The following is a 26,375-nucleotide window of genomic DNA, read 5'->3' on the forward strand; positions in this document are numbered from 1 at the left end:
GGATCGAGCCACACAGCAGCACAAGGCATCATCCCGAACGTGCCCCCCTATGAGAGGTGCGCTCAGAGCTGTGTCCCGCCGGTCAGGTGAGAACGTGCAACGTGTTCCCTGAGAAGTGTAGAAGTGTGGCTTGGCCTCACGCAGCCAGGCATTTGACGGCCAGGCCGTCGTCGGAGCGCTTGGCTGCGCGCTTCAGTTCCATGATCTCGTGGTTGAGCGTATCGGGATGCAGCGTCAGGCCCTTGGGCAGGCTGAGGATCGATATGGAACACTGCAGCAGCGGGAACTGCCGCGTCGTGCCGAAGCGGTCCTGGGCTTCGATGAAGCCGCGTTCCCGGTGTTCGGGCTCATAGAAGCTTTCGACATCCAGGCGGAATGCACGTTTCAGCGCCAGCATGCGCGCAGCAACATCTGTCTGGTCGACATTCTGGAAACCGGCGAAGAAATCGTCGCCGCCGATATGGCCGTAAAACGTGCCTGACCCCGAAATATGGCGCTGCAGCAGTTCGCTGAACAGAATGATCGCCCGGTCGCCCTGGCGATAGCCATAGGTGTCGTTGAACGGCTTGAAATTATCGAAGTCGAAATAACACATGTGCCGGTCGTACGTGCCCTTGCGCCCGCTTTCGGCAATGAACTTGGAAATGGCGCCATTGCCCGGCAGGCGGGTCAACGGGTTCTGGTCCTGCGCTTCCTGAAGACGCTTTTCGTGAATGATCTTCAGAAGAGAGGTGGCTGACAGGAAACCGGCATAGCGGAAGTTCTCGGTGATGATGATGCCATCCGAATTGATCGAGGAGGCAAAGGTCACCAGCAGCATGTCCGCATTGGAATCGATGTCGGCGATCGGGCAGGCGCGCACAAAAGAGCGCAGCGGGAAATCGAGGGCCGCCTTGGCATCGTCGTCGTCCGGTGCGCCCGCATAAAGATAGGCTTTCAGGTCGCGTTCGTGGATCAGGCCGCGCGGCTCGTTGTTGGCATCTACAACCGGAACCACACTGGCCTCCTGGTTATGGACCACCATGTCGAGCAGGTCGTTCATGGAAGCGTTCGACTGGATGGTCGGTACCTTGATCAGCTCGTTGCGGATCCGGTCCAGCTCCTCCCGGCGCTTGCGGCCGACACCCGGCGCGCGCACATGGTCATAAAAGAGCTTGGCGGAAGAAGCTTCCTGGAACGGCTTGGCGACGAAGTAGCCCTGGATCAGGTCACAGCCGGCTTCCCGGCAGGCCTTGAACTCGCTCTCCGTTTCAACACCTTCGGCAATCACCCTTGCGCCCAGCACGTGCGCCAGGTTGGCCACCGTGGTGACAAACAGCTTGCGCCTGGCGTCGCAATCGATGCCGTTCAGGAAGAAACGGTCGATCTTGACGTAGTCGGGCGACATGTCGTGCAGCAGACGCAGCTCGGAAGAGCCCCGGCCGAAATCGTCAAGCGCGATCAGGAAGCCCAACTGGCGCAGGTCGTTGACGGCGTGGTGGGTAACGTCGGTGAAGGTCTGCTGATGCCGCTCGGAAAATTCCAGACAGATCTGGTTCACCTGCAAGCCGGCTTCCGCCACAAGTCCTGCCAGCCGCATGCGCGGATCGTTGTCTTGGCCGAGGTCGCGTCCATCCAGCTTGAAATAGAGTTTGGTGCCCTGGGCGATCTTCAACCTGCCGAAGCGGTTCATCGCCTTTGCCAGAAGATGGGCCTCCAACTGGGGCAGATATCCTTCGGCGTGGGCAAAATCGATCAGTTCGTCAGGAGATTGCGCACCGACAAGATCGCAGTTCCGGATCTGGGCCTCATAGCCGTAAACAACACCGGTGCCGATATCGACGACCGGCTGAAGGGCATAATCCAGTTTCGCCAGCGTGTCCTTCGGCGTACGACAGAGCAAGCCGGGCGCTTCCGGAACTGTCTGAAGAACTGGTTGACGATTCGCTGACATTCTAGATCCTATTGCCGAGGTCCGGCCGATAAGCTTCCGTTGTTTGATGGGGTCTCGGAACAGTCCGTTGCACTGATATTATTCGCTATGGTTGCAACGGCGATTGCATAGTGAAAAGCTGCAATTAAAAATCTCTAAATGTATGCATTGTTTTCCCCATTTTGTGGACGCTACGTCATAAATTATGGCAATGAATTCCATCTGAACCGTTAAATATGCCTGCTTGTCCGACAAAATAAGCAGAATTGGCCGGGTTCGGCGGGTCTTTTCCGAAGCGGGCCGGGTGCACGGATTGACATTTCAAGGCTCTGCCTGTATCTCCGCGCGGTCCGGCAGGCAATGTCTTCCGGATCTACGCACCCGTGGGCATCCGGCCGGCGCCGTCTAGCCGGGTCCCTGTCGATCTGACCTTTCCGTCGCAAGGCGGGTTGTGACGATAAAGGAGGGCGCGTTTCCTTTTAAATAACAACGCGAATTCAAAGGAAACCGCGATGTCGAAGCGCCATAGCGTTAAGTACAAAATTGACCGCCGGATGGGCGAAAACATCTGGGGTCGTCCGAAGAGCCCGGCCAACAAGCGTGAATACGGCCCGGGTCAGCACGGCCAGCGCCGCAAGGGCAAGCTGTCCGACTTCGGTGTTCAGCTCCGCGCAAAGCAGAAGCTGAAAGGCTACTACGGCAACATTTCCGAAAAGCAGTTCCGCAAGGTTTATGCTGAAGCGTCCCGTATGAAAGGTGACACTTCCGAAAACCTGATCGGCCTGCTGGAGCGCCGTCTGGACGCCATCGTCTACCGTGCGAAGTTCGTCCCGACCGTTTTCGCAGCACGTCAGTTCATCAACCACGGCCACGTGAAGGTGAACGGCAAGCGCGTCAACATCTCGAGCTACCAGATCCGTCCGGGTGACGTGATCGAAGTTCGTGAGAAGTCCAAGCAGCTCGCCCTGGTTCTGGAAGCAACCCAGTCCGCAGAGCGTGATGTTCCGGATTATATCGACGTCGACCACAACAAGATGACCGCGACCTACTCCCGCGTTCCGGGCTTCTCTGACGTACCGTACCCGGTACAGATGGAACCGAACCTGGTGGTCGAGTTCTATTCGCGCTAATCAGCGCCGAATACGGTTTGACGGAAAGGCCCGCCTCTGGCGGGCCTTTTCTTTTTGCCGGCCTTTGTTTGCAACGAATGCCGGGCGTCAGATGTCGTTGCGCGGTATTCGAAGAACCTGACCCGGGAAAATAACGTTTGGACTGCTCAGGATGTGCTGGTTGGCATCGAAGATCGGCTGATAGTCGCTAGTGCCATACTGGTCTTGCGCGATCTTGGTCAGGGTATCGCCCGACTTCACCGTGTAGGGCTGCCAGCCACCGTATCCCGCCAGGATCCTGGGGCCGAACAGGACAGGGATGACGACGGACGGGCCATTTTCGTTGCCGGTGTCGTCGGCCAGGGTCAGGAACAGGCGATTGAGCTGAAACTGGTTGGTGTCCGGGATATCGATATATCCCTGGAACTGCTTGAGGCCGAGAGAGCCGACCTGGGTGAAGGAGGCATATTCGTCATGTCCTTCGGAAACCCGAATGCTCAAGGTTCCTTCGAATGCGGTCGCATTGCCCGCGATCAGTATTCTTGATCCAACCAGATCAAACGGCTGTGGTTGCTGAATATCCAGAGTTACAGTCATATCAATACCTTCCGCGTAAAAAGTCTCAGGTATCTTCCGCTGCCCCCCAGCCGGCTTTGACAAGGGTACAACGTTTTGGCGGAAAACCGATAGATGCAACTTTACCGGGGGTCTGCGCTCACGGCTGGAGACCCCCGGTCTTGGTGGATTTGCCCGGCCGCATTTCGTCGGTCAGGGCTAACGCCGGTTATTGAACCCCGATTTCCTTGTAGTAACGGGCAGCGCCCGGGTGGAACGTGGCCGTGCCGAGTGTCTGCGCGGCATATTCTGGCGACAAGGCCTTGGCCCAGGGGGCATCGGTTGTGATGCTGCCAAGGTTTTCCCAGAAGGCCTTGGTGATCCGGTAGACGAGTTCTTCGTCAAGGTCCGCACGCACACCGATCCCGACAGCCGTGTCGTTGGACATGACCGGACCGTCATTCACCTGGTTCTCGTAGAGACCTGCCGGAATTTCAGCCCGCTGGCGGAACTTGCCGAGGAACTTGTCGACTTCTTCACCCTGATCGTCTTCCGGCCCGATGAAGCGGACTGTCTCGGTTTCGGTGAACTGGATGAACTGCTGGCACGGGTCGATGCAGCCGTTGACATACATTTCCACCTTGCCGTCCAGGAAGGACTGGAAGCCGGTTGCCCAGTTTGCCTTGATGGCGTCGTAGTCCTGACCGGCGACTAGTCCGGTGGTGGCCTCGATCCAGCCCTTGGCTGCGTTGTACGCACCGCCACCTTGCGGTCCGAGGAAGACCGTTGCACCTTCGATGTCGTCCAGAACGGTGATGTCGCTGTCACCACGAACGGCGAAGTGATACTGGCCGTAGGGGAACCACATCAGCACCTGTACATTCTTGGCAAGTTCCGGGGCTTCCGGCTCGTTCTTGTACATGGCCGCACCGTTGCTCATCAGGATGTGTATGGTCGGCGAGATCATGTACATGTCGAGATTGCCGCGAGCGGTTTCCATCTGGTGCAGTGTTGCCGCGCCGCCGCCGGCGACTTCGATGGAAACATCATCAAGCTTGTCCGTCACGATATTGGCGAAGGTCGCCATGGTGATTGCCTGACCGAGGCTTGGCTCGATGGTCTGCATCTTGAGCGTGGTATCTTGAGCCGACGCAGAGCCGGCCAGTATCAGGCCCGCAAGGGCTGTAAAGGCAAATCGTTTCATTCCGTCCTCCCGTGGAAAAATGCTCTTTTCATTGTGATGGATTGGGCGCGGCGGCTGGGCTCCGGTGCCGCATTGCGTGAAAGGCGAGGTCCGCGAGGGTCAGAACCGCGGCTGCACCGGCAATGGTCACGTTCGGCACCAGAACCAGCAGGCCGAGGCAAATGCGCAAAATACGCTCCCAGTACGGCAGGCGACCCCGGTCGAACCCGGCCAAAGCGGAAGCGATCGACCACATGGCGAGCGCAAAAGCGGCGATGATCCAGAAGAACGCTCCCCAGGAGACTGTCGCGAGATCGACCATCGCCTTGCTGTCCGGCGCGCCGGTGCCGAACCAGGCGAACAGCACCTGCAGCTTGTAGAGAACTGCCGGGTGATAGACGAAGACAAAGGGGATCAGGAAGCCGGCAATGCCGATCCGGGCGGCTTCGAAACCCGTGCGGATCGGGTCTGCCCCGGCAATCGGGGCGGCGGCAAAGGCGGCGAGCGCAACGGGCGGGGTAACCGTGGACATGACCGCAAAGAAGACCACGAACAGGTGCAGCGTCAGTTCGGGGATACCAACCGCATCAATGCCGGAAGAGAGCGCGATCACGATAATGAAATAGGTCGCGCCAGGCGGCAGACCCATGCCGAGCACGATGGCGCCGAGGGCAACGACCACCAGTACGAGCGGCAGCGGCCCGCTGGCCAGCTGTGTCAGCAACAGCGCAAGGCGACCGGCAAAACCGGACACCTGGATCAGGCCGACGATCAGTCCGATAGCTGTAACGATGACGACGATCGTAGCCGCCATGCGACCCGCGTTGACAAACGCCTGCCAGAGGCGTGTGCGGGACCGGAATTCGCGGAACAGGACCAGCGCGGAGACGATGGCGGCAACAAAGCCGTAGAACCCTGCCTTGGGTACGGACGGCTGGCTGAACAGGAAATAGGTAAGCACACCCAGTGGCACGACAAACACGAGGCACTGCACCCATTCCTTGCCTGTCAGCGGCGGCCGTTGCTCTTTCGGCAGGGCCCCGATGCCAAGACGCCGGGCCTCGAAATAGACCGTCAGGAAGGTGGCGAAGTAGAACATGATCGCGGGCAGGATGGCGGCCACAACGATGTAGCGGTATTCCAGCCCGATCTGTCCGGCGACGAAGAAGGCGACCACCCCCATCACCGGCGGCATGATCTGACCGCCCGTGGAAGCGGCAGCTTCCACAGCCCCGGCGAACGCCGGCTTGAAGCCGGATTTCTTGATGACGGGAATGGTCATCACGCCGGTGGAGACCACGTTGGAAATCGCGGCGCCGGAAAGCGTCCCGAATAGGGCGGAGGAGGCGACCGCCGCGTGAGCGGCACCGCCGACAAGCCCGCCGGTGAGCCGGTTGGCAATCTTCATCAGCAGGTCGCCCGCGCCCGAGGCCATCATCACCGCACCGAATACGATGAAGATCAGCACGCTGCCGGAGACGACCTGCAGGGGCTGACCGAACTGGCCGCCGGTCTGGGCCCAGAAGTTCAACACCATGGCGCGCAGGCTCTGCCCGAATGTGGAGTCGGATCCCGCCAGAATGCCGGTCCAGTCCGGCAGGTAGCCGCGAATGAAGAAATAGACCACCCAGAAGAGGCAGAAGGCGACGATGAAGCCGCCGAACATGCGCCAGGTCAGATAGAGCGTAATGGCGGTGGCGATCGGGAACATCACGAAGTCGATGGGGCTGGCACTTGGCAGCGCACCGCCGTCAGTCGCGAAGATCTTCAGCATCCAGGACACAAAGGCGGCGAGCGCAAGCAGCGTCAGCGCCCAGTTGAGCCAGCGCCAGGCGCGGCCCCGGTGCAGCGTCAGCAGACAGATGGCAAAGGAAAAGACGATTGGCAGGCCGATGATCAGCCCGGTTGGCAGCAGGAAGGATCGTTCGAACGAGCGGTAACCGGCACCCATCCAATGATCACGCAACAGGGCGCGCTGATCGCGGCGCGACAGTTCATCGAAGCCTTGTGTTGTGGTTTCGATGAACCAGCGGACAAAATCCGTGATCGGGCCGGAGGCCGCATAGGTAACGATCACAAGCACGAAAAGCACGGCGAGACAGTCGGCAATCCACTTGTCGCTACGGGCAATGGCCGGGGTGTCGCCTGTTGCCGTGCTCACCTCAACGTCCTCCCTTTTCGGGCGAAACATGATCCTGCAGGGCCGGGCCGCGATAGGCCTCGGTCAGTTCCTCCGGCACTTCCGATCCATCCTTCAGGAACGGAAGAATACCGCGCCGGGCGGACTTGCCGCGCATGGCGGCGATATCGGCATCCGACCGCGTCACACGCTGCGACATACGCCGGCCCCAGCGGGCCAGTAGGTCGTACATGCGGGCGATCTCGGCCTCATGGCCGTCGGCCTTGGCCAGGTCGTGGAATTCTTCCGGGTCGTTCTCAAGGTCGAACAGCATCGGCCGGAAACCGCCTTCGGCATGGATCAGCTTGTAGCGGCCGTCGAACACCATGAAGAGACGGGCATCCCTGGTGCTGACGCCAAGGGAGGCGCACATGGGGGTGACGGAATAGTCGTATTCGCTGATGACCGCCTCTCGCCAGTCGGGCGTCTCCCCGCGCAGCCAGGGGCTCAGACTGCGGCCTTCCAGAATGTGACCGGCTTCGACCCCGCCGGCAGCTTCCAGAAATGTCGGGGCAAGGTCGATCGCCTCCACCAGCGCGTCGCAGGTGGTGCCTCTTGTGGCATCGGCTTCGGAACGCGGATCATAGATGATCATCGGGATCTTGACGGAAGGCTCATGGAACAGGTCCTTTTCGCCGAGCCAGTGGTCACCGAGATAATCGCCGTGGTCGGAGGTGAGCACGATCATCGTGTCCTCCATCCGGCCGGTCTCTTCCAGGTAGTCCAGGAGCCTGCCGAGCTGGTCGTCGCATTGCTTGATCAGGCCCATGTAGGCGGGGATGACCTTTCGGCGCACGTCGTCCTGCTGGAAGGCGGCCGCAATCTTGTTGGCCATGAAGGCCGCGTAAACAGGGTGGGCGTTGTCGCGCTCGACATCGGCGCGGATCGCGGCGGGAACGTGGTTCTGCCCGTACATGTCGTGGTAGGGCGCCGGCACGATGTATGGCCAATGGGGCTTGATATAGCTGACATGCGCGCACCAGGGTGCAGTTGCCTGTTCAATGAATTCGATCGTGCGGGTCGTCAACCAGGGTGTTTCGCTGTCTTCCTCGCGGATATTGGCGGGCTTGTCCGCATTGTCGAACATCCAGCCGGACGCCTTCTCGCCGTTTTCGACACCGGCGTTGGCGAAATCCGCCCAGGGGTTCTCTCCCGCATAGCCGCGGGACTTGAGGTATTCGTTGTAAGGCGAACGTTTTTCGTCATAAAAGCCGTCCGGCCCTTCGCCCCAGAGCCCGTCGTCCCGAACCCAGACATCAAATCCGCACTCGGCCTGCCGGGCGCCGATGATGCTGTCCGGGGACAGCCCCAGCCGGGTCATGCCTTCCGCATCCACTTTCATGTGCGTCTTGCCGATAAGCCAGCAGTCCATGCCGGCCTTGCGCAGGTGATCCCCCAGCGTGTGTTCGCCGACCCGGAGCGGGAAGCCATTCCACTGTGCCCCGTGGGAGGACGCATAGCGCCCAGTGTAGAAGCTCATCCGGCTGGCGCCACATATGGGGGATTGCACATAGGCATTGGTAAAGCGCACGCCCCTGGCGGCAACCCGGTCAAAATTCGGTGTGTGCAGATACGGGTGTCCCGCGCAGCTCAGATAGTCGAAGCGCAGCTGGTCGTACATGACGAACAGGATATTCACTCAGATGTCCTCCCAAGGTGCCGCTTCTGCGGCCTTCTTGGGGGGAAGACTAGCACTCCGGAGGTATATCCCTCAATTAACTCGAACTCATGGATATAACTTCAGGTTATATCCATTCATGTCTGGGGAGCGCAATTGCGGCCTTCCTCGCGAACGATGTCTGCAAAGGCGAGGGCCGCAGGCGTCAGCAGCCTTTCCTTGGTCCAGGTCAGGGCAATATCCACCGTCAGCATGCTCAGGTCGACAGGCAGCGCCGTCACGGACCACCGTTCCCTGACCTCGTCCACAATGAGCGATGGAAACGAACAGACGATGTCGGACTGTTCCAGAACGGACAGGATACTGAGGATCGAATCGGAGCGGATGACAGGGGCGGGCCCTTGCAGGCCGTGCAGGCGGAAGAAGTCCTGAAAAAGAGGGCGGCGGCTGCTCGGGCCGATAACGGCCCAACGTGCGTTCAACAGGTCCTGCGGTTTTGAAAGGTCCTTCAGGTAGGACTGCTGGCCGGCAAGGAAGGTCACCGATGTCGTCAGCAGCGGTTCGACATGAAGCCCTGCCTTGGGCTGTCCGTCAGGAGCCGGGCCGATGACGAAATCCGCTTCGCCCGACCTCAGCGCGTGAAAGGCCTTCGGGGCGTGGCCTCCGGTAATGATCAGCTCGATGCCCGGAAACCGGTTCTGAAACCGGCGCAGCACAGGCGGAATGATCTTCAGTGCGGCGAGTGGCGAGACCACCACTGAAATCATGCCGACATATTGCCCGCGTGACTGGGCGACATCTTCCGAAAGCTTTTTCAGGTCGCTTTGGATGCGGCGACAGCGGTCGATGACGGTCTGGCCTTCCAGTGTCGGCACGATGCCGCTCGGCACCCGGTGAAACAGAACAACGCCGAGATCGCCCTCGATCTTCTTCAACGCCTTGGTGATTGCGGGCTGAGATTTCCCAAGGACCTTCGCGGCCGCGGCCAGGCTTCCAAGGGTCGCGACAGCGTCGATCAGTTCCACATACTGGGCTTTCACGCCAAGGGCCTTCCGGTTGATTTCTGGCAGTGCCAGACTGTGCCAAAGTTCGGTTGATCAGGCTACAGAACGCTGCATTTAGGCTTGGGACAAGGGGCGGAAACCGCCGCTATCGGGCTTGCAGCAGGTGCTGGTACTTGCTCTCATGGTTTTCGCAACAGGTGTGATCAATTCCATTTGGTTATCGGTCGATCCTGTCTTCCCATTATTCTTGGCAACGGACTTTCACTAGGTTCCCTTAGGTGGGAGTTGACGTCCGTCGCCGGTCGTCGGTCCCGTCAAGTGGAGGAGACATCAATGAACAAGATACACAAGGGCCTTTGTGCAGGCCTGCTCGCGTCCGTCTTTGCTTTCGGTGCGCTGCCCGCGCAGGCCGAGACCTACATCGTTGCCGTTGGCGCAGCTTCCAACAGCTTGCAGGGCCGCAGCGCGCAGAAGTTTGCCGAGGAGCTGCAGGCGCGTCTCGGCGATGCCGACAAGGTCGAATTCTATGCCGACGCACAGCTGGGCGACGAGAAGGAGCTGATGCAGAAGCTGCGTCTCGGCACCGTGCAGTTCACCCTGATTTCGTCCATCATGACCAACGTGGCGCCGGAATTCGCCCTGTTCGACATGCCGTTCCTCGTCAAGGACCGCGAGCATCTGAAGGCCATCGACGCCAATCTGGTCAAGACGGAACTGGCGCCCAAGGCGGAAGCCGCCGGTCTTCACGTGATTTCGACCTGGGAAAACGGGTTCCGCCAGATCACGAACAACTCCCGCCCGATCAACACTCCGGCTGACCTGGACGGGCTGAAGATCCGTACACCGTCTTCCGAGTGGCGCGTCGCGATGTTCAAGGAATGGGGCTCCAACCCGACTCCGATGGCATTTTCGGAAGTATTCGTGGCCTTGCAGACCGGCACCATGGACGGGCAGGAAAATCCGCTCACCAACATTGTCGGCGCCAATTTCCAGGAAGTTCAGAAGTATCTCAGCCTGACAGGTCACGTCTATTCGCCGACCTACCTGACGACGGGTGCCGGAACCTGGGGCAAGCTGCCGGAAAACGTCAAGACGGCCGTATCCGAAGTTGCAGCTTCGGTGCAGGACTGGTCGCTCAATGAAGGCGAGACCGCGGACAGGGAGCTGGTCGACAAGGTGCGTGCCGCCGGGGTCGAGGTGAACGAGGCCGACAAGTCCGCTTTCATCGCAGCGTCTGCGCCGATCTACGAAGCCTTTGCTGCAAAGGTCGAGGGTGGCGACAAGCTGGTGGGGCTGGCGCAGAGCCTTGCCGACTGATCAAACAAGCAACTGACAAAACAGCCGGCCGGGTCAACCGGCCGGCAATTTCTCTGGGAGGAGCCATGATTGCTTTGTTCGAGCGCCTTTTGTTGCGCGCAATCGAGGCTGTCTGCATCGCACTTCTGCTCGCCTTGACGGGAGCGGTCATCTACTCGACGACAATGCGCTATCTGGGGGCTTCGCCGTCCTGGTACGACGAACTGGCCAGCGTGATGCTGGCGTGGTTGACCTACTTCGGCGCGACCTACGCTGTCTTCATGCGGCATCACATGTCATTTTCCGGCCTGGTGACTGCCATGCCGAGAGGGCTGGCGGTGGCTCTGACGGCCTTTTCGGAGCTGCTCGTCATCGCCTTCTTCGCAATTGTTGCCTGGTACGGCTATGCGGTTCTGGCGGTTGCCAAGTGGGATTCACTCCTCAGCCTTCCGTGGATGACGCTCGACATCGTACAATCGGTCATCCCCATCACCTCAGGTCTCATGATCATCGGAACGCTGCTGACGTTGCCACGCACGTTGCGCGACGCTGCCGCCGGGGTTGATCGGGAACACGCGGAAATCGAACACGCAATTGCCGAGGCTGAAGAAGAGGCCCAGGCCATGCACGCGCGGGAGGGCACGCGATGATCCTTCTTCTGACAACAATCGTCCTCATCGGACTGATCCTGATCAACGTGCCGATTGCCGTGGCAATCGGGATTGTCGCTCTCGGTGGGTTCGTCCTGACTTCGGGTACGGACCGGCTCTACGACATGGCTATCGCGCTCTATTCGGGCTCGACCTCATTTCCGCTGATCGCCATCCCGCTGTTCATCCTTGCCGGCAACCTGATGAACACGTCAGGCATTTCCGTCAGGCTGATCAACTTTGTCACCGCTCTCATCGGCTTTGTCCGGGGCGGGCTGGGCATGGTCAACATCGGTGTTTCGATGGTCTTTGCCGAAATTTCCGGGTCAGCCGTGGCCGATGTGGCCGCCACCGGTACGGTGCTGATCCCGGAAATGAAGAAACGCGGCTATTCCCGGACGCTTGCGGCGGCAATCACTTCGTCTTCGGCGTCCCTTGCCATCATCATTCCGCCGTCCATTCCCATGATCCTTTATGGTGCAATTGCCGAAACTTCGGTGCTGAAGCTGTTCGTGGCCGGTATCGTTCCGGGCGTTCTCGGCGGCGGACTGCTGATGATCGTCACCTATATTCTGGCGGTTCGCTACAACCTGCCGCGCGCCGAAGGCTTCGACCTTCGCCACGTTGCCAGAACCTTCCGGGAAGCTTTTTGGGCACTCACCATGCCGGTGATCATCCTGGGCGGCATATTCTCCGGTATTGTTACGGCAACGGAAGGCGCCGGGCTGGCTGTACTGGCGGCGTTGGTGATCGGCCTGTTCATCTACCGGGACCTCGATGTCCGGCGCCTGCGCAAGACCATGCTGGAAGGTATCAGCCAGACGGGTGTGGTCATGCTGCTGGTGGCAACATCCGCCGCGCTCGGGCTGTTCCTGACGCAGGCCCAGGTGCCGCAGCAACTGGCCGCGCAGATCACCGAACTGACCACCAATCCCTTCATCGTGCTGGCCTTGCTCAACCTGCTCTTGCTGGTGCTCGGCATGTTCCTGCACGGGGCGGCAGCAATCATCCTGGTCGTACCGGTGGTCATGCCGCTGGTGAATGCGGTTGGCATCGATCCGATCCATTTCGGCATCATGGTGACACTCAACCTTGCCATCGGTCAGCAGACACCGCCGGTCGCCTCGGTGCTGATCACATCCTGCTCGATTGCCAAGGCGGGCATCTGGGAAACGTCCCGTGCCAACCTGCCGTTCATCGGCGTGCTCGCCCTGATCCTGCTTCTGGTGACTTACGTTCCCCAGGTTTCCCTTGCTTTGACGGAGTTTATTCAATGACGACGCCCAAACCGCGTTTGGTTCTGACCCTTGGCGATCCGGCGGGTATCGGCTCTGAACTGGTCGCCCGGCTTCTCGCCGAGGAGGAAGCCCGCCAGGCGGCGGATATCCTGATCCTTGGAGACGAGGGAGAGCTGAAAACAGGCATGGAGATCGCCGGTGTCCGTTTCGACTATCAGCTCGTCTCATCGGCTGTGCTGCCTGAGCAAGGGGCCGGGGTTCCGGCATTCCTGCAGGTTGGCAAGGCTCCGCAAGGTGGCTGGAAACGTGCCGAGGTGAGTGCGGAAGGTGGCGCACATTGCCTGGAAACGCTTGGCATGGGCGTCGACATGGTTCGGGCAGGCAACGCGGATGCGCTGGTCTTTGCCCCGCTCAACAAGGCATCACTTCATTCGGCCGGCATGAGCCAGTCGGACGAGCTGCACTGGTTTGCCGACCGGCTGGGCCACAATGGCAGCATCTCGGAACTAAATGTGATGGACGGTCTATGGACCAGCCGGGTAACGAGCCACATCGCCCTGCGCGATGTGGCTGACCTCATCACCGAAGACAAGATCATCGAGGCTGCACGGCTGATCCATTCAGCCTTGAAGGATGCCGGGTTCGAGAGCCCGCGGATCGGTGTCTGCGGCCTCAATCCGCACAATGGCGACAACGGCAATTTCGGAACGGAAGAAATCGAGATCATCACGCCCGCAGTCGAACGTGCCAAGGCGCTGGGCCTGCCTGTGGAAGGGCCTTATCCCTCCGACACCATTTTCCTGAAAGCGGTCGCCAAGGAACTCGACGCCATCGTGACGCTCTATCACGATCAGGGGCAGATCGCGATCAAGCTGCTGGGCTTCTGGCAGGGGGTGACGGTGCAAGGTGGTCTGCCAATCCCGATCACCACACCGGCACATGGAACCGCCTTCGACATTCGCGGCAAGGGAACGGCCAATGTCGGCCCGATGCGCAACGCCTGGAACATTGCCTGCGCCATGGGAACGCGGCGCCGGACTTCCCGAATTTCCAATTGAGTGGATCAGTCATATGAAAATCAAATCCGTACGCACGCGCGTCTGGACCTGGAAAGGTCCGACGGTCCCGCCGCAGGGCAACTTCTGCACCAACGCTTCCGATGCCCTGTGGATGAAGGGCGATGCCATGTCGTCCTTCCGCTTTCACCAGTGGCTGACATGTGAAGTCGAGACAGAAGACGGCACCATCGGTATCGGCAACGCCGCCTTGGCTCCCTCGGTCGTCAAGAAGGCCATCGACGACTGGTATGCACCACTGGTGATCGGCGAAGATCCGTTCGACTATGCCTACATCTGGGAAAAGATGTACCGGCGCAGCCACGCCTGGGGGCGCAAGGGGATCGGCATGACGGCTATCTCGGCCATCGATATCGCGATCTGGGACCTGATGGGCAAGCTGGTCGGCAAGCCGGTTTTCAAGCTTCTGGGCGGCCGCACCAAGGAAAAGATCCCGGTTTATTATTCCAAGCTCTACGCTGGGTCGATCGAGGCAATGCAGAAGGAAGCCGAGGAGGCAATGAAGGGCGGCTACAAGGCCTTCAAGTCCCGCTTTGGCTTTGGCCCCAAGGACGGCATGCCGGGCATGCGGGAAAACCTGAAGCGGGTCGAGGCGGTTCGCGAGGTCATCGGCTACGACAATGACCTCATGCTGGAATGCTACATGGGCTGGAACCTCGACTATGCCAAGCGCATGTTGCCGAAACTTGCTCCTTACGAGCCACGCTGGCTCGAGGAGCCCGTGATTGCGGATGACGTTGCAGGGTATGCCGAACTCAATGCTATGAACATCGTGCCGATTTCCGGCGGCGAACACGAGTTTTCGGTGATCGGCTGTGCCGAGCTCATCAACCGCAAGGCCGTCAGCATCCTGCAGTATGATACCAACCGGGTTGGCGGCATCACGGCGGCGCAGAAGATCAACGCCATCGCCGAAGCTGCCCAGATCCCGGTCATTCCCCATGCGGGCCAGATGCACAACTACCATCTGACCATGGCCAACACGAATTGCCCGATCAGCGAGTATTTTCCGGTGTTCGACGTCGAGGTCGGCAACGAGCTCTTCTATTACATCTTCGAAGGCGACCCGGAAGCCGTGGACGGCTATCTGCAGCTCGACGACGATCTGCCCGGCCTCGGTATCACGATCTCGGACAAGCATCTCCAGCACTTCGACATCACCGAGTGACCTTTCGGATTTCCTGCTCCTATCCGCAAGCCGGGGCAGGAAGCTCATCCAATATCCTGAAAGACAAAAGCACGTAGCCCTATGACCCCTTATTCTGGTATCTGGCCTGTCGCCCCGACCCCCTTTCACGAAGACGGTTCGATTGATGAACCGGGCATGCGCCGCGTGCTGGATTGCCTTATCGACCAGGGTGCGGATGGCATCTGCATCCTGGCGAATTTCTCCGAGCAGTTCCTGTTGTCGGATGCAGAGCGCGAGTTGCTGACACGGCTTTGCATCGAGCATATCGACGGCCGCGTTCCTGTCATCGTCACGATCAGCCATTTCGCGACACGGATCGCGGTAGAGCGGGCGCAGCTTGCCAAGTCGCTTGGCGCAGCCATTGTCATGATGATGCCGCCCTATCACGGTGCTCTTTTGAAAGGGAACGCCCAGCAGACGTTTGATCAATTCGCTGCCGTTGGCGAGGTCGGCATTCCGATCATGATCCAGGATGCGCCCCTGTCCGGCGTCGACTTGCCGGTGCCGCTTCTGGTGAAGATGGCCCGCGAGATCGAGATGGTGAAGCTCTTCAAGATCGAATGCCCGCAGGCTGCCAACAAGTTGCGGTCTCTGATTGCTGAAGGCGGCCCTGCCATCGAAGGCCCATTTGACGGCGAAGAAGGCATCACGCTGCTGGCGGATCTGGACGCAGGCGCGCGCGGATCGATGACCTCGGGGATGATCGTCGACCAGATCAAGCCCGTCATCGAGCTCTATCACGCGGGCCAAACCGACGAGGCAGCAGATGCCTATGCGCGGGTTCTGCCCGTCATCAATCACGAGAACCGCTTGTGCGGCTGGCGCTCCTGCAAGGCGGCGATGGTCGAAGGCGGTGTCATCAAATCCGATTTCTGCCGGCATCCGATCGACCCGCTGCCGCAGCCGGTGCGCGAGAGGCTACTGACGCTTCTGCACCGGCTCGATCCCCTGGTTTTGCGCTGGGGGCAGTGAGGAAAACTCCGGGGCGATCAGCCGTCGTTTGATCCACCTATAGACATGAGGCCGGGTATTTGACTGTCTGGAAAGGAAAAAATCCGGTATCGATTGAGACCGCCAAGCGGGTACGCCAACGACTGAGCGGATCGATCGATATGCATGGAACCTTCGACATGGCGATCCTGTCTCGCCTGCGGTTCAAACAGCTTGCCCTTGTGGCGAGCCTGGAAGTGACGACCAATCTGCACGAATCCGCGCGCGAGCTGAACCTTTCCCAGCCCGGGGCGACAAAACTTTTGAAGGAAGTGGAGGACACGCTCGGGGTCACGCTGTTCGAGCGTCTTTCCAGGGGAATGAAACCAACGGCCTATGGCGTGGTGGTCGCCCGGCATGCCCGCCAGATCATTTCCGAGACAGGGCGGCTGAAGGCGCAATTGTCGGCGATGCAGCGCGGCGAATATGGCAAGGTGCGGCTTGGCGCGATCATGGAAGCCTTGCCGGGGCAGGTATCCGAGCTTCTGATGAACCTGATGGAAACCAATGTCGGCCCACAGATCAGCTTGATGGTGTCGACTTCCGACAATCTCATTTCCGCGCTCAACGAAGGTGCGCTGGATATCGTGCTGGGGCGGCCGGTGGAACATCTCGACATGACCGGCATTCGGTTCGAACCGCTCTGGCAGGAGAGGCTCGCTGTCGTGGCGGCGCCGTCGCATCCTCTGGTGCCAAGCAAGCAGCTCAGTCTGGTGGACCTTGGTGATTTCAGCTGGATCCTTCAGCCAAGGCCAAGCCCGATGCGCATGTCGATCGAGCTTGCTTTTGCTCATGCGGATCTGCCCGCGCCGCATTACGGCCTTGAAACGTCGTCGATGCTGATGACGACGCTGGCGGTCGGAAAAAGCGACATGCTGGCCGTTCTGCCGCAATCGGTTGCCGACTACTATCAGGAAAACGGCCTGATCCGCATTCTGCCGGTCAGACTGGAAGAGCACATGAGCCGATACGGGCTTTTGATCCCGAACAAGGATGAATTCGACCCGGAAGTCGAGGCCCTGGTTTCGCTCATTCGCGCCTCTGTCTGACCGGGAAGGGGAAACCCTCCCAGCCTGTATTTCCTGGTCAATACTCCTGGGTCAGACGATCCCGCCGCCGGCCCCGGAAACTTCCGGGCGGATCTCCGCGACCTTCCGCCGGTATCCGGCACTCCGGTAGGCCGCAACAGGGTCGACAGCGCCGCCGTTTTCCAGTCTTGCCATAGCCAGGATCGGCTCGACATCGATGCGGAAAGCAGTTTTCAACGTGGTCGTCGCCATCAAGGCGTCATTCGTGTCCTGAAATCCGTCCAGGGCAGACCTGTCGACCAGCAGTGCCTGGGCATAGGCACGCTGCACCTCCATGGCAGAGACCATCAGGCTTTCGATGGGGTCGGTGACATTGTGAGACTGGTCGAGCATATGTGCCGGGTCGAAGCCGGGCGCCTTCCGCGTTTCGGCGTCCACCAGTTCGTTGAACACCAGGAACAACCGATACGGGTCGATGGAGCCCGTATCCAGATCGTCGTCGCCATACTTGCTGTCGTTGAAGTGGAAACCACCGAGCTTGCCGAACTGGATCAGCCGGGCAACGATCATCTCGATATTGGCGTTGGGGGCATGATGGCCGAGATCGACAAGGCAGTAGGCCTTCTCGCCCAGTTCCTGCGCGATCATGTAGTTGGTGCCCCAGTCCTGCACCACGGTGGAATAGAAAGCCGGCTCATACATCTTGTGCTCGGTGAACAGCCGCCAGTCGTCCGGCAGTTCCGCATATATGGCTTTTGCGGCGTCCAGATACCGCTCGAACTGACGTGTGAAATTGGCCTGGCCGGGAAAGTTCGATCCGTCGCCGATCCAGATGGTCAGGGCTCTGGAGCCGATGGCCTTGCCGATCTCGATGCATTCCAGATTGTGCTCGACAGCCTGCCTGCGCGTGCCGGCATCCGTATGGCTGAGCGAGCCGAACTTGTAGGAAAGAGGCTGGCCGTCCTGATCCTGAAAGGTGTTGGAGTTCATGGCGTCAAAGCCAAGCCCGAGCGAACTTGCCTTGGCCTTCAGCTCCGCCGGGTCTGCCTTGTCCCAGGGAATGTGCAGCGAAACGTTGGGTGTTGCGCGGGTCAGCTGCTGGATGACGCTGCAATCTTCCAGCTTGTCGAAGATATGGCGTGGTTCACCCTTGCCGGGAAACCGCGCAAAGCGCGTGCCGCCGGTGCCGACACCCCAGGACGGCACCGCGACGCCATAGGTGGCGACCTTCGCCTTGATGGCATCGATGGAGACGCCGCGCCGGTCGAGCCTTTCGCCCAGGGTTTCATAGTCACGCTTCAGGTCGGCTGTGCGGGTCTCGTTTTCCCCGGCGACCAGCGATGTGTCGATCATCATGAGAAGATCCTTTCCCGGATTTTCTTCGATCCGTTTGTTCCAAGATCACTTCCCCCAAACCACTTCCTCATCCTGAGGAGCGAGCCCGCTCGCGTCTCGAAGGATGGGCGGCAAGCTCTGATCGTGTGGCCCATCCTTCGAGACGGACCTGACGGTCCTCCTCAGGATGAGGGAAGATGTGGTTCGATTACCTTGAGGACTGCTACCGCGTGAACGCCTGAACGTTGCCGGCGTCGACGTTGATGATGTTCCCGGTCGACTTGGCGGAAAACTCGGAGGCGAAAAAGTAGGTTGCCTCGGCGATGTCTTCCGGCAGCACGGACAGTTTCAGCAGCGAGCGCTGGCGGTAGTGTTCCTCCAGCTCCGACGTGTCCTTGCCGTAGGCTTCCGCGCGTTCCTTCAGCCAGTCACCGGACCAGATCTTGGACCCGCGCAGGACAGCGTCCGGATTGACCACATTGACGCGGATCCCTTCTGGTGCGCCTTCCAGGGCAAGGCAGCGGGCGAGGTGCAGTTCGGAAGCCTTGGCTGTGCAATAGGCGCTGGCGCCGGGAGACGCGGCGAGGCCGTTCTTCGATCCGATGAAAACGATGGAGCCGCCGACCCCTTGCGTCTTCATGACCTTGAAGGCCTCACGGGACACCAGGAAATAACCGGTCGACAGGATCGACATGTTCCGGTTCCACAGGTCGAGCGTGGTGTCCTCGATCGGGGCGGAAGACGCGATGCCGGCGTTGGAAACGAGAATGTCGACACCGCCGAATTCCAGTGCAGCTCTGGCAAAGCTGTCTGCCACTGCGTCTTCACTGGTGACATCCATCGTCACCGTGCGCACGACGTCCCTGGAATAACGTGCGGTGAGATTGTCGGCGGCGGCCCCGAGTGCGTCCGCGTCGATGTCGGCCAGCACCACGCAGGCGCCTTCGCGCAGAAAGCGTTCAGCAGTGGCCGAGCCGATGCCGCCGGCGCCGCCAGTGACCAGCGCGATCTTGCCTGCAAGGCTCTTGGGTTTGGGCATGCGCTGCAGCTTGGCTTCCTCCAGAAGCCAGTATTCGATGTCGAAGGCTTCCTGTTCCGGCAGGCCGCGGTAAGTGGAGACGCTGGAAGCGCCGCGCATGACGTTGATGGCGTTGGTGTAGAATTCGCCAGAAATTCGGGCGGTCGCCTTGTCCTTGGCGAAGGTGATCATGCCAACGCCCGGCACCAGGTAGACAACGGCGTTCGGGTCGCGAAGGGCAGGGCTGTCGTCGTGCTTGCAGCGGTCATAATAGGCCGCATAGTCGTCACGGTAAGCTTCCGCTGCCTGACCGAGCCCGGCAAGCGTTGCCTCGATGTCCGGGGTGGCAGGATCGAAATCGACCACGAGCGGGCGGATCTTGGTGCGCAGGAAATGATCCGGGCAGCTTGTGCCGAGGGCGGCAAGGGCTTCCATGTCATTGGCGCAGACGAATTCCAGGACAGCGTCGCTGTCGTCGAAATGACCGACCATATGCTGCTTGCCGGAAACCATCCCCCGGATTGCGGGCATCAGGCGGGCGGCAACGGCACGCCGGTCGGATGGGGCCAGGGCGCGGAGTTTCGAGCCGCCAAAGGCATCTTTTCCTGCCGTCTTTTCCTCAAACCAGGCAATCGCCTTGTTGATGATCTCCAGGGTGGTTTCGTAGCAGGTCCTAGCGTCGTCAGCCCAGGTAAAGAGTCCGTGGCTTTCCAGAACGACCCCGCGGGCATCCGGATTTTCCAGGCAGAATTTTTCCAGCCACAGGCCCAGTTCATAGCCCGGGCGCTTCCAGGGCAGCCAGCCGATGTCGGCGCCGAAGATCTCCTGCGTGATTGCCTTGCTGTCGCTTGCCGCGGCAATGGCAATTATTGCGTCCGGATGCATATGGTCGACATGGCTTTTCGGCACATAGGCATGAAGCGGGGTGTCGATGGAGGCGGCGCGCGGGTTCAGGTTGAAGGTGCAATGGGGCAGGCAGGCGACCATCTCGTCTTCAAACTCGACGCCGCGATAGAGCCCTTTAAGTGCCCGCAGCTTGTCCATGTAGAGTGTCGCAAAGCCATCCATCTTGATGGTGCCGACATCGCCGCCCGAGCCCTTGACCCACAGTACCTCGACCTGATCGCCGGTGAGGGGATCCTTTTCCATCGCCTTGGCGGAGGTGTTGCCGCCACCGTAGTTGGTGATGCGCTTGTCGGAGCCCAGGAGGTTGGAGCGATAGAGCAGCAGCTCCGCTTCGCTCATGCCGGAAGCCTTCTGGTCATCCCACAGGTTTGCAAGCCGGGAACCGGCAGCGGAATTCAACATCTTTTCCTCCCAGGTAAGCCTGACGGCTTGCGTCTCGTTGTTTAGAAACTCGCTTGAACGGATCAGGTTGTCAATCAAAAACGATCAATATCAATCATATTGCGCTGCAAAATGATCATTTATGATTTTTTATGATTGACATTGACCGGTGTTGGTGGAAACGTTTGATCAATGGGAGGACCAGATGCACGAGAAAGAACGCCACAGGATCATATTGTCCGCAGTCCAGGATCGTCCGGTCGTGACGGTACAGGAACTGGTGGCGTTGACGGATTCCTCTGAAGCAACCATCCGTCGTGATATTGCCCAGCTGCATGTGCAGAAGAAGCTGCGCCGTGTGCGGGGAGGGGCGGAGAGCATTCATCCGCCGCAGTTCGTCGGTCTGGCGGGGCGTCCGTTCAGTGTCAACGAAACGATCAACATCGCTCAGAAACGCGCAATCGCGCAAAAGGCGGTGGAGCTGTGCGAGGATGGCGATGCCATCATCATCAACGGCGGCACAACCACCTTTCAGATGGTGCATCCACTGGCAACCAAGCGCTGCCAGGTGTTCACCAACTCGTTTCCGATTGCCGAGCATCTCCTCAAGAATTCCAAGAACACCATCATGCTCTCGGGCGGGGTGATCTATCGCGAACAGAACATCATCCTGAGCCCCTTCGACAATGACGTGACCCGGAACTTCTACGCGACGCGCATGTTCATGGGCGCTCAGGGGCTTGGGCCGCTTGGGCTCATGGAGGCCGATCCGTTGCTCATTCAGGCCGAGCAGAAGCTGATCGGCCAGGCGGATGAACTGGTGGTTCTGGCGGATTCATCGAAATTCAGCGCACGTTCCAGCCTGATCCTGTGCCCGCTCGAGCGGATTTCCACCGTCATCACCGATAACAGGATCCCAGACAGCGCGGCCAACATGCTGGAACAGGCCGACATCCATCTGATCGTGGCGGAAACAAGCGCCGCACAGACCAAGGCAACCTCGAACGGGTAGCCGGCACACTGTCCGGACCTTGGGAGGGGCCGGCAGCACTTTAGGGAGGAAGACCATGAAATTGCTCAAGTCACTTCTGGCGGCAACAGCAGTCGCCGCCGTCTGCATCGCCGCACCGGCCAGTGCCGCGGAAAAACGCATCGCCCTTGTCGTCAAGGCGCTCGGCATCGGCTTCTTTGAAGCTGCCGCCAAGGGCGCTGAAGAAGCTGCCAAGGAACTCGGCGATGTCGAGATCATCTACACCGGCCCGACCGACACGACCGCAGAAGGTCAGATCGAGGTCATCAACGCGCTGATCGCCCAGAAGGTGGATGCCATTGCAATCTCCGCCAACGATCAGGACGCCCTGGTTCCGGCACTGAAGAAAGCCATGGACCGCGGCATTACCGTGATTTCCTGGGACAGCGGCGTTGCGCCGGAAGGTCGCCAGCTTCACCTCAATCCGTCGTCCAATCCGCTGATCGGCAACATGATCATCAAGCTGGCCGCCGATCATCTGCCCGATGGCGGTGATGTCGCCGTCCTGTCCGCGTCCGCAACCGCCACGAACCAGAACATCTGGATCGAGGAAATGAACAAGGTGAAGGACAATTATCCGGGCATCAACGTGGTCGCCACCGTCTATGGTGATGACCTTGCCGACAAGTCCTACCGTGAAGCCCAGGGCCTGATGCAGACCTATCCGGACCTGAAGGCGATCATCGCGCCGACGTCCGTGGGCATCGTTGCCGCAGCTCAGGCGGTCTCCGACGCCGAAAAAGCAGGACAGGTCAACGTGACCGGGCTCGGCCTGCCGTCAGAAATGGCTGGCCACATCGCATCCGGTGCATCCAAGTCCTTCGCGATCTGGAACCCGATCGATCTCGGCTATTCGGCAACCATGCTGGCCTACAACCTGTCCACCGGCGCCGCGGAAGCAAAGCCGGGTGCGGAAATTCCGATGGGCCGTATGGGCACGCTGACGCTCAACGACAGCAACGAAGGCGCGATGGCGGACCCGTTCGTCTATGACAGCTCCAACATCGACGACTTCAAGGACATTTTCTAAGCTGGTCGCCAGGACCGGACGATAGAAACATGTCAGACCCGGTGCCATGCGCACCGGGTCTTTGAAACCAGCAACGAAACTCCAGGCTCCGGGAAATGGTCATGCTTGCGAACACGCAGGGCATAGCGGACACGCATCCGCAAACGGATGACGGCGCGGGGCCGGTACTGACGCTCAGCGGTATCTCCAAGTCGTTCCCGGGCGTGAAGGCGCTTTCCGAAGTATCGCTGGAGCTGTTCCCGGGGGAAGTTACTGCCCTGGTGGGGGAAAACGGCGCGGGTAAATCCACCATCGTGAAGATCCTGACCGGCATCTATCAGCCGGACGAGGGCGCAATCGCGATCAACGGCACACCGGTTTCCTTTCCCACTGCCCAGGACGCGGGCCGGGCAGGGGTGACGGCGATCCATCAGGAAACCGTCCTTTTCGATGATTTGTCGGTGGCGGAAAACATTTTCATCGGCCATGCGCCGAAAACCCGTTTCGGGCTGATCGACCGCAAGGAAATGCTGCGCAAGGCACAAGCGCTGCTCGACCGGATCGGCGCCAGGATCGATCCGAATGTCACGCTGAAGGATCTCGGTATTGCCAACAAGCACCTGGTGGCGATTGCCCGGGCGCTCTCCATCGACGCCAAGATCGTCATCATGGATGAGCCGACCGCCTCGCTCTCCCACAAGGAAATTGAGGAAACCTACGAGCTGGTGGAACGCCTGAAGGCCGAAGGCAAGGCGATCCTCTTCATCAGCCACAAGTTTGACGAGATCTTCCGCATCGCGGACCGCTACACGGTTTTCCGGGACGGCCAGATGGTCGGCAAAGGCAAGATCGAGGCTGTTTCCGAACAGGAGCTGGTCAAGCTCATGGTCGGCCGGTCGGTCGACCAGGTTTTCCCGAAACGGGCACCGCAACTGGGTGAGGAAGTGCTGAAGGTTGTCGGCTATTGCCACCCGACGGAATTCGAGGACATCGGTTTCACGCTTCGTGCGGGAGAGATCCTTGGGTTTTACGGCCTCGTGGGGGCCGGGCGCAGCGAATTCATGCAGGCGCTGTTCGGCGTGACCAGGCCTTCCAAGGGGGCAATCCGGATAGACGACAGGATCGCCGTCATTCGCGATCCGAACGAGGCCATCCGGCAGGGCATCGTCTATGTCCCGGAGGATCGGGGCAAACAGGGGGCCATCAAGGGCCTGCCCATTTTCCAGAATGTCTCGCTGCCGTCGCTCAAGGAAACCTCGCGCAAGGGGTTCCTGCGGCTTGCGGAGGAATTCAAGCTGGCCCGTGACTACACGCGGCGGCTGGATTTGCGCGCAGCAGCTCTTGACCAGGATATCGGTGAACTTTCAGGCGGCAACCAGCAGAAGGTTGTCATCGCCAAATGGCTTGCGACCAAGCCGAGGGTGATCATCCTGGACGAGCCGACCAAGGGCATCGACATCGGGTCCAAGGCCGCGGTGCATGAATTCATGGCGGAACTGGCCGCCGAAGGTCTGGCGGTCATCATGGTGTCGTCCGAAATTCCGGAAATTCTCGGCATGTCCGACCGGGTGATTGTGATGCGGGAAGGGCGTATCGCCGCCGAATATGAAGGCGCAGACCTGTCGCCCGAACATCTGGTGCGGGCGGCTGCCGGTATCACGGAGGTGCGCACATGATCCGATCGCTGATGAAATCGCGCGAGACCATTCTCGCCGGAGCCATCCTGGTTCTGGTGCTGGCCATCGCCACTCGCTTTCCCGGCTTCGTCGCTCCGTCGAACCTGGCAAATGTCTTCAACGACACGGCTCCGCTGATCATTCTGGCACTCGGCCAGATGGTGGTGATCCTCACCCGGTGTATCGATCTGTCCGTTGCCGCGAACCTGGCGCTCACCGGCATGGTGGTCGCCATGCTCAACATGGCCATGCCCGGTCTGCCGGTGCCGGTTATCCTGGCCCTGGCGATCTGTCTTGGGGCCTTGATGGGGCTTGCAAACGGACTGCTTGTCTGGAAGCTGGATATTCCGCCCATTGTCGTCACCCTTGGCACCATGACCATCTACCGGGGCATCATCTTCGTCATTTCCGGCGGGGAGTGGATCAACGCCCATGAGATGAGTGACGCCTTCAAGGCCTTCCCGCGTGAGGTCGTGCTCGGTCTGCCGGTTCTGTCGTGGATAGCGATCGCCGTCGTGATCGGGTTCATCGTTCTGGTCGGGCGCACGCCGCTCGGCAGGGCTTTCTTTGCCGTGGGCGGCAATCCGCACGCGGCGGTCTATACGGGCATCAATGTCGGCCTCACCCAATGTGCGGCCTATGTCATTTCCGGCGCGCTTGCCGGTCTCACCGGCTATCTCTGGGTTGCCCGCTATGCCGTTGCCTATGTCGATATCGCCGGCGGTTTCGAACTTGAGGTGGTTGCGGCCTGTGTCATCGGCGGGATCTCGATTGCCGGCGGCATCGGGTCTGTCGGCGGGGCTCTGCTCGGTGCGCTGTTCCTCGGTATCGTCAAGAACGCCCTTCCGGTGATCAATATCTCGCCCTTCTGGCAACTCGCGATTTCCGGCAGCGCAATCATCATCGCCGTAGCCTTCAACGCCACGTCCAACCGGACCAAGGGCCGGGTGATCCTGAAAAAAGCGGAGCACGCAGCATGAGCCTCGCCACCCCAGACACCGGCGCGCAGGGGCGCCAGATCCCGGACAGGCTTAAGTCACCGCTGCAGCGGTTTCTGGTGAGCTGGGAACTGCTGCTACTCGTGGTCGCCGTCGCCGTCTTCACGCTGAACAGCTTTGCTTCGCCCTATTTCCTTGATCCGTGGAACCTCTCCGACGCGACCTTCAACTTCACCGAAAAGGCGATGATTGCCTTTGCCATGGGGCTATTGATCATTTCCGGCGAGATCGACCTTTCGGTTGCCTCGATCATTGCACTTTCGTCCACGGCCATGGGCTTTGCCGTCCAGATGGGGGCCGATACGCCGGTTCTGGTCATGATCGGCCTCGGCACAGGGCTGTTGTGCGGTGCTTTCAACGGCTTCCTGGTGACCGGCTTCGGCCTGCCGTCCATCGTTGTGACCATCGGCACCATGAGCCTGTTCCGCGGCATTTCCTATATCGTGCTCGGCGACAAGGCCTACACCGGCTATCCGTCCGACTTTGCCTTTTTCGGTCAGGGCTACGTCTGGTGGGTGATCTCTTTCGAGTTCGTCCTGTTCGCTCTGCTGGCCATCGTCTTTGCCGTCATCCTGCACAAGACGAACTTTGGCCGGGCGGTCTATGTCGTCGGCAACAACCCTGTCGGCGCGCTTTTTTCCGGTATTCGCGTGCCGCGGGTCAAATTCGCACTTTTCCTGCTCACGGGCCTTATGTCGGGTGTTGCCGCCATCTGCCTGACCTCGCGCCTCGGGGCGACAAGACCATCGATTGCCTTCGGCTGGGAGCTTGAGATCGTGACAATGGTGGTGCTGGGCGGCGTCAATATTCTCGGTGGCTCCGGCTCCATTCCGGGTGTGGTGATCGCTGCCTTCGTCATGGGCATGGTCACCTTCGGGTTTGGCCTGCTCAACGTACCGGGCATCGTCATGTCGATCTTCATCGGTCTGCTGCTGATTGCCGTCATTGCCTTGCCGCGCATCGCCCACCGGGTTCTCGCAAAACGGAAGGCCTGA

Annotated in this window: 21 protein-coding genes; 13 read left to right on the top strand and 8 right to left on the bottom strand. The window is 60.0% G+C overall.

Annotation, left to right across the window (positions count from 1 at the left end):
* Positions 1-136: 136 nt before the first annotated feature.
* Entirely contained in the window at positions 137-1,933 is a 1,797-nt protein-coding gene (locus ACP90_RS10960; protein WP_062488355.1) for an EAL domain-containing protein, read from the bottom strand.
* 491 nt (positions 1,934-2,424) lie between these two features.
* On the opposite strand from ACP90_RS10960, the gene rpsD reads away from it, so the two are divergent.
* Positions 2,425-3,042 (top strand): 30S ribosomal protein S4, encoded by a 618-nt coding sequence (gene rpsD, locus ACP90_RS10965; RefSeq protein WP_023000837.1) that lies wholly within the window; start codon positions 2,425-2,427, stop codon positions 3,040-3,042.
* Positions 3,043-3,129: 87 nt separating this feature from the next.
* Here rpsD and ACP90_RS10970 read toward each other — a convergent pair whose 3' ends face one another.
* From ACP90_RS10970 to ACP90_RS10990, 5 genes are all read right to left on the bottom strand, one after another.
* Complete coding sequence (locus ACP90_RS10970; RefSeq protein WP_055655105.1) at positions 3,130-3,618, bottom strand: LysM peptidoglycan-binding domain-containing protein; 489 nt, start codon at positions 3,616-3,618, stop codon at positions 3,130-3,132.
* 187 nt (positions 3,619-3,805) lie between these two features.
* On the bottom strand, positions 3,806-4,780 hold the full coding sequence (locus tag ACP90_RS10975) for a TAXI family TRAP transporter solute-binding subunit (RefSeq protein ID WP_062488356.1): 975 nt from the start codon (positions 4,778-4,780) through the stop codon (positions 3,806-3,808).
* A 28-nt stretch (positions 4,781-4,808) separates the two neighbouring features.
* On the bottom strand, positions 4,809-6,920 hold the full coding sequence (locus ACP90_RS10980) for a TRAP transporter fused permease subunit (protein ID WP_062488357.1): 2,112 nt from the start codon (positions 6,918-6,920) through the stop codon (positions 4,809-4,811).
* A gap of 1 nt (position 6,921) precedes the next feature.
* On the bottom strand, positions 6,922-8,577 hold the full coding sequence (locus ACP90_RS10985; RefSeq protein ID WP_062488358.1) for a sulfatase-like hydrolase/transferase: 1,656 nt from the start codon (positions 8,575-8,577) through the stop codon (positions 6,922-6,924).
* Between the two features lie 116 nt (positions 8,578-8,693).
* A complete protein-coding gene (locus ACP90_RS10990; RefSeq protein WP_062488359.1) occupies positions 8,694-9,596 on the bottom strand; it encodes a LysR family transcriptional regulator in 903 nt (300 codons plus the stop codon).
* 297 nt (positions 9,597-9,893) lie between these two features.
* Between ACP90_RS10990 and ACP90_RS10995 the strand changes: the two genes are divergently transcribed.
* From ACP90_RS10995 to ACP90_RS11025, 7 genes are all read left to right on the top strand, one after another.
* Positions 9,894-10,877 (top strand): TRAP transporter substrate-binding protein, encoded by a 984-nt coding sequence (locus tag ACP90_RS10995; protein ID WP_023000843.1) that lies wholly within the window; start codon positions 9,894-9,896, stop codon positions 10,875-10,877.
* Positions 10,878-10,942: 65 nt separating this feature from the next.
* Positions 10,943-11,506 carry a TRAP transporter small permease subunit gene (locus ACP90_RS11000; protein WP_023000844.1) on the top strand — a complete coding sequence of 188 codons (564 nt, stop codon included), beginning with the start codon at positions 10,943-10,945 and terminating at the stop codon, positions 11,504-11,506.
* Positions 11,503-12,783, top strand: coding sequence for a TRAP transporter large permease (locus ACP90_RS11005; protein WP_023000845.1), 1,281 nt, complete (start codon positions 11,503-11,505; stop codon positions 12,781-12,783). Before ACP90_RS11000 ends, ACP90_RS11005 begins: the two co-directional genes overlap by 4 nt.
* Positions 12,780-13,802: a 4-hydroxythreonine-4-phosphate dehydrogenase PdxA gene (locus ACP90_RS11010; protein WP_062488360.1), complete on the top strand. Its 1,023-nt coding sequence runs from the start codon at positions 12,780-12,782 to the stop codon at positions 13,800-13,802. The genes ACP90_RS11005 and ACP90_RS11010 overlap by 4 nt, the downstream gene beginning before the upstream one ends.
* A 13-nt stretch (positions 13,803-13,815) precedes the next feature.
* Entirely contained in the window at positions 13,816-14,988 is a 1,173-nt protein-coding gene (locus tag ACP90_RS11015) for an L-rhamnonate dehydratase (protein ID WP_062488361.1), read from the top strand.
* 81 nt (positions 14,989-15,069) lie between these two features.
* Complete coding sequence (locus ACP90_RS11020) at positions 15,070-15,981, top strand: dihydrodipicolinate synthase family protein (RefSeq protein WP_062488362.1); 912 nt, start codon at positions 15,070-15,072, stop codon at positions 15,979-15,981.
* Between the two features lie 140 nt (positions 15,982-16,121).
* Positions 16,122-17,048, top strand: coding sequence for a LysR family transcriptional regulator (locus ACP90_RS11025; protein WP_208993506.1), 927 nt, complete (start codon positions 16,122-16,124; stop codon positions 17,046-17,048).
* Positions 17,049-17,099: 51 nt separating this feature from the next.
* Here the strand turns inward: ACP90_RS11025 and rhaI are convergent, their stop codons facing one another.
* Entirely contained in the window at positions 17,100-18,383 is a 1,284-nt protein-coding gene (gene rhaI / locus ACP90_RS11030; RefSeq protein ID WP_062488363.1) for an L-rhamnose catabolism isomerase, read from the bottom strand.
* Positions 18,384-18,585: 202 nt separating this feature from the next.
* Positions 18,586-20,688: a bifunctional rhamnulose-1-phosphate aldolase/short-chain dehydrogenase gene (locus ACP90_RS11035; protein WP_062491526.1), complete on the bottom strand. Its 2,103-nt coding sequence runs from the start codon at positions 20,686-20,688 to the stop codon at positions 18,586-18,588.
* A gap of 184 nt (positions 20,689-20,872) precedes the next feature.
* Between ACP90_RS11035 and ACP90_RS11040 the strand changes: the two genes are divergently transcribed.
* From ACP90_RS11040 to ACP90_RS11060, 5 genes are all read left to right on the top strand, one after another.
* Positions 20,873-21,679 (top strand): DeoR/GlpR family DNA-binding transcription regulator, encoded by an 807-nt coding sequence (locus ACP90_RS11040; RefSeq protein ID WP_062491528.1) that lies wholly within the window; start codon positions 20,873-20,875, stop codon positions 21,677-21,679.
* Positions 21,680-21,734: 55 nt separating this feature from the next.
* On the top strand, positions 21,735-22,727 hold the full coding sequence (gene rhaS, locus ACP90_RS11045; RefSeq protein ID WP_023000853.1) for a rhamnose ABC transporter substrate-binding protein: 993 nt from the start codon (positions 21,735-21,737) through the stop codon (positions 22,725-22,727).
* A gap of 101 nt (positions 22,728-22,828) precedes the next feature.
* The gene (locus ACP90_RS11050) at positions 22,829-24,382 is read left to right on the top strand and encodes a sugar ABC transporter ATP-binding protein (RefSeq protein WP_062491530.1); all 1,554 of its coding nucleotides are present in this window, start codon (positions 22,829-22,831) and stop codon (positions 24,380-24,382) included.
* Positions 24,379-25,362 carry an ABC transporter permease gene (locus ACP90_RS11055; protein ID WP_055655090.1) on the top strand — a complete coding sequence of 328 codons (984 nt, stop codon included), beginning with the start codon at positions 24,379-24,381 and terminating at the stop codon, positions 25,360-25,362. Before ACP90_RS11050 ends, ACP90_RS11055 begins: the two co-directional genes overlap by 4 nt.
* Positions 25,359-26,375, top strand: coding sequence for an ABC transporter permease (locus tag ACP90_RS11060; protein ID WP_062488364.1), 1,017 nt, complete (start codon positions 25,359-25,361; stop codon positions 26,373-26,375). Before ACP90_RS11055 ends, ACP90_RS11060 begins: the two co-directional genes overlap by 4 nt.

The organism is Labrenzia sp. CP4 (assembly GCF_001579905.1).
In the GTDB taxonomy this organism is placed as follows: domain Bacteria; phylum Pseudomonadota; class Alphaproteobacteria; order Rhizobiales; family Stappiaceae; genus Roseibium; species Roseibium algicola.